The organism is Catenibacterium sp., assembly GCF_052354645.1.
Classification (GTDB): Bacteria; Bacillota_I; Bacilli_A; order Erysipelotrichales; family Coprobacillaceae; genus Catenibacterium; species Catenibacterium mitsuoka_A.
The window spans coordinates 1-3,777 of the sequence record NZ_DAWDDM010000196.1; the positions used below are offsets into that span (position 1 = coordinate 1).

The following is a 3,777-nucleotide window of genomic DNA, read 5'->3' on the forward strand; positions in this document are numbered from 1 at the left end:
GGCAAGGAAATAGTGATTAATCTTTAAATTAATACTATTTCTTGTCTACCCTATTTTATGATAAACTAAATGTGTGAGCAGTCTTATCTTTTGATTTTAGTGAAAATGTTGTAACGGTATATTCTTTTGAACAAATGATTAACAAGAAGAAATCGAGGTTGTTCTATGAAAATGAAGAGCATTTTATTTATAACACTTATTTTTGCATTATTGATCTGTTTTTTCTTTTTCTTGCCTAAAGAAGTTAAACAGCCAGTAAAGAAAAAATAAAATCTATAAGTTATGAACATCCAGAATATAAAGAACGTTATACTTTATATAAAAATAAGCATCCTCATCTAACGAAAGAAGAGATTATTACACTTGTAAATATGAATCGTGATTATGATTTCTATGATCATATTATAAAATAAGAACATCCTAATGATTTAAATACCATTGTGAATAAATATTATCAGTTAGATGAAAACTATGCACACGATGATCTTGTTGAAATCAATAATAAAGCTAAAAAGTATGGTCTTCTCTATAGTAAACATACTGCTCGAAAAGTCTTATATGATGATTTTATTGCTTTACAAGAGGCTTGTTATCAAAAGGGCTTTGAGTTATACGTAACTTCTGGCTATCGTTCTACACTTTGGCAAAAAGAAATTTATAACCATATGGTAGAAACCTATGATGTTGCAAAGGCCGATGAAACATGTTCACGTCCCGGTCATAGTGAGCATACAACAGGTCTAGGACTTGATGTTGCTTTAGATCAATACAAATATGAAGATATTGTTAATCATCCTTGCTATAAATGGTTTTTAAGTCAATTAAGTCAATATGGTTTCATTCTACGTTACCCAAAGGATAAAGAAGATTTGACAGGGTATCATTATGAATCATGGCATATTCGTTATGTGGGTAAAGATTTAGCTAAAAAGGTAGAAGAGAGTCAATTAACATTTGATGAATATTATGCTAGACATTACTAGAAAGAAGATAAAAACTATCTTTTCTAGACTGTAAGTAAACAAAATTGAATGTATAGTTAATGTCGTAAGTGTCCACACTTCAATTAAGAAAATTTGTGGTCTTGCGACTTTTTTGTTTCTTATAAATGGGATGTAATAATAGAAATGACTCATCAATTTGATGAGAAAGACCTGTGAAAAGAACAACAGGACTTATAGATGGTTTTAAATATCTGAATTTGTCAATAATCTGAAAGAAATTGTATTTTCGGATTGTTTTTTCATATAATGATGAGGGAGGGATTTACATGGATATAGATTCTTTAAAAGCATCAAAGAAAACAGATCAACTCTTTTTGGTTTGTGTCGATCATTATGATACAAGTCATGCGACATTCTATTATTATAAGAAAGAAGAAAAATGGGAGCTTGTCTTACAAACACCAGCACTTATTGGACAAAGAGGCATGGGTGCAGGAAAAGAAGGAGCAAGACAAACACCTATAGGTGAATATACTTTTGGTAAACTCATGGGTATTGCGCCAGATCCTGGTACAATAATGCCTTATCATCAGATTACTGAAGATGATTATTGGTGTGGTGAACAGTATTATAATGAGTTTGTGGATGAAAAGACTATGGACCATTCTCATTGTACAAAAGAGAATGATGAACATCTCATCGATTATGCAAAGCCTTATGAATACACAGCCTTCTTTAACTATAATAAGGAGTGTATTAAAGGAAAGGGGAGTGCTTATTTCTTTCATTGTTTTGGCACTCATGACTATACAATGGGATGTGTTGCCTTACATCATGATATTGTGAAATATCTCTTTACTATGATTGATGAGAAGACGATTATGATCATCGATTCTTACGATAATTTGTATAAATATTAGTTAGTGTCACAGTGATAATTTTGTGTTATACTTTCATTAAGTTCAGAGTATGAACAAGAAAGGTGTAAAAGAAAATGTTGAAATTCTTGAAAATGGAAGGTATCGGGAATGATTATGTTTACTTTGATGGAATCAATCAGAATGTTCCAACAGATGAAACATTTATCAAGAAGGTATCTAATCGTCATATAGGTATTGGCAGTGATGGTGTCATTATCATCTTACCAAGTGAAACATGTGATTTCAGAATGCGTATGTTCAACCTTGATGGTAGTGAAGGAAAGATGTGTGGAAATGGAATCCGCTGCTTTTCTAAATTTGTGTATGATCAAGGCTTAACTGATAAGACAACATTGAAGATTGAAACACTTGCAGGAATAAGAACCTGTGAATTGAATGTAGAAGATGGAAAGGTAACAAGTGTCTGTGTAGATATGGGTGAACCAATTACTCTATGTTCTGATATTCCGGTGAATTATTCTAAAGTAGAGATGGTGAATGCACCTATTGAAATAGATGGTAATACATATTATTGTACAGCTGTTTCTATGGGTAATCCGCATGTCATCCAGTATGTAGATACACTTGATTTTGATATCGAAGCAATTGGTCCTAAGTTTGAGCATGCTTCTTTATTCCCTGAATCAGTCAATACAGAATTTGTAAAGGTTGTTGATAGAGAACATCTAAAGATGCGTGTATGGGAAAGAGGCAGTGGTGAAACAATGGCTTGTGGTACAGGTGCATGTGCTGTGATGTATGCAAGTTATCTCAACAACAAGTGTGATGAGAAAGTGGATGTAGAATTATTAGGGGGTCATTTACAGATTGAACTCCGTGATAAGAAGATATTTATGACAGGTCCTGCAAGGACTACTTTTGAAGGTACATTAAAGGAGGAAGACTATGCTTAAAACTGCAGAAGAAATTATCCAGTATATTGGAAATGCGAAAAAACAGACACCAGTCAAGGTATATATCAATGGTCATGATTTACCTAAGGCTGAAGGATTCAAGATGTTTGGTACAGAAGATTCAAAAATCTGTATTGGAGATTTAGATGCAATCCGTGCTTATTTAGAAGAAAACAAAGATAAGATTACAGAAACTTATATGGAACAGGATCGTCGTAATAGTGCGATTCCTATGATTGATATGACAAATATCAATGCTCGTATTGAACCAGGCTGCTTTATCCGTGAACATGTCACTATTGGAGATAATGCAGTTATCATGATGGGTGCAGTTATCAATATTGGTGCTAAGATTGGTGAAGGTTCTATGATTGATATGGGTGCAGTACTTGGAGGACGTGCTGAAGTTGGTAAACATTGTCACGTTGGTGCAGGTGCAGTGCTTGCAGGTGTTATCGAACCCCCTTCAGCAAACCCAGTTGTCTTAGAAGATGACGTATTAATTGGTGCCAATGCGGTTGTTATTGAAGGTGTAAGAATTGGTAAGGGTGCTGTCGTAGGTGCAGGTTCTATCGTTACTAAGGATGTACCAGCAGGTGCAGTAGTAGTTGGTAACCCAGCTCGTATTGTGAAAGAAGAAAAAGACGACCAGACAAAAGATAAGACTCAGTTAATGGATGATTTAAGAAAGATTTAATCATGGATGATTTAAAGAGATGGCGCAGGGATCTACATCAGATTCCTGAGCTAGGATTAGAAGAGACACAAACAACAGCTTACCTAAAAGCAGAACTGGAAAAGATGGGGTATCAGCCACAGCCATTATTAGAAACAGGACTTTATGTCTTTATTGATCATGGCTATGGTAAATCAGTGGCTTTTAGAACAGATATTGATGGCTTACCTGTCAATGAAGAAACAGGTGTAGATTTTGCCTCTACTCATAAAGGAATCATGCATGCTTGTGGACATGATGGCCATATGACTGCACTTCTAGGC

Annotated in this window: 5 protein-coding genes; all 5 read left to right on the forward strand. The window is 34.4% G+C overall.

All coding sequences use genetic code 11. The features are described 5' to 3' along the window. The first annotated feature begins 440 nt into the window (after nucleotides 1-440). Entirely contained in the window at nucleotides 441-983 is a 543-nt protein-coding gene (locus ACT8VG_RS08470; protein WP_444195625.1) for a M15 family metallopeptidase, read from the forward strand. A 287-nt stretch (nucleotides 984-1,270) separates the two neighbouring features. After that, nucleotides 1,271-1,864: a L,D-transpeptidase family protein gene (locus tag ACT8VG_RS08475; protein ID WP_331874006.1), complete on the forward strand. Its 594-nt coding sequence runs from the start codon at nucleotides 1,271-1,273 to the stop codon at nucleotides 1,862-1,864. Nucleotides 1,865-1,938: 74 nt separating this feature from the next. Further along, nucleotides 1,939-2,778, forward strand: coding sequence for a diaminopimelate epimerase (gene dapF, locus ACT8VG_RS08480; RefSeq protein WP_117460212.1), 840 nt, complete (start codon nucleotides 1,939-1,941; stop codon nucleotides 2,776-2,778). Beyond that, nucleotides 2,771-3,475, forward strand: coding sequence for a 2,3,4,5-tetrahydropyridine-2,6-dicarboxylate N-acetyltransferase (gene dapD / locus ACT8VG_RS08485; RefSeq protein WP_006505521.1), 705 nt, complete (start codon nucleotides 2,771-2,773; stop codon nucleotides 3,473-3,475). Before dapF ends, dapD begins: the two co-directional genes overlap by 8 nt. Nucleotides 3,476-3,477: 2 nt before the next feature. Next, on the forward strand, nucleotides 3,478-3,777 hold a 300-nt coding region (locus ACT8VG_RS08490; protein ID WP_444195626.1), incomplete at its 3' end, for a M20/M25/M40 family metallo-hydrolase.

Coding starts and splice junctions, on each gene's coding strand:
- ACT8VG_RS08475 (WP_331874006.1), top strand. CDS start 1,271: ATGGATATAGATTCTTTAAAAGCATCAAAGAAAACAGATCAACTCTTT.
- dapF (WP_117460212.1), top strand. CDS start 1,939: ATGTTGAAATTCTTGAAAATGGAAGGTATCGGGAATGATTATGTTTAC.
- dapD (WP_006505521.1), top strand. CDS start 2,771: ATGCTTAAAACTGCAGAAGAAATTATCCAGTATATTGGAAATGCGAAA.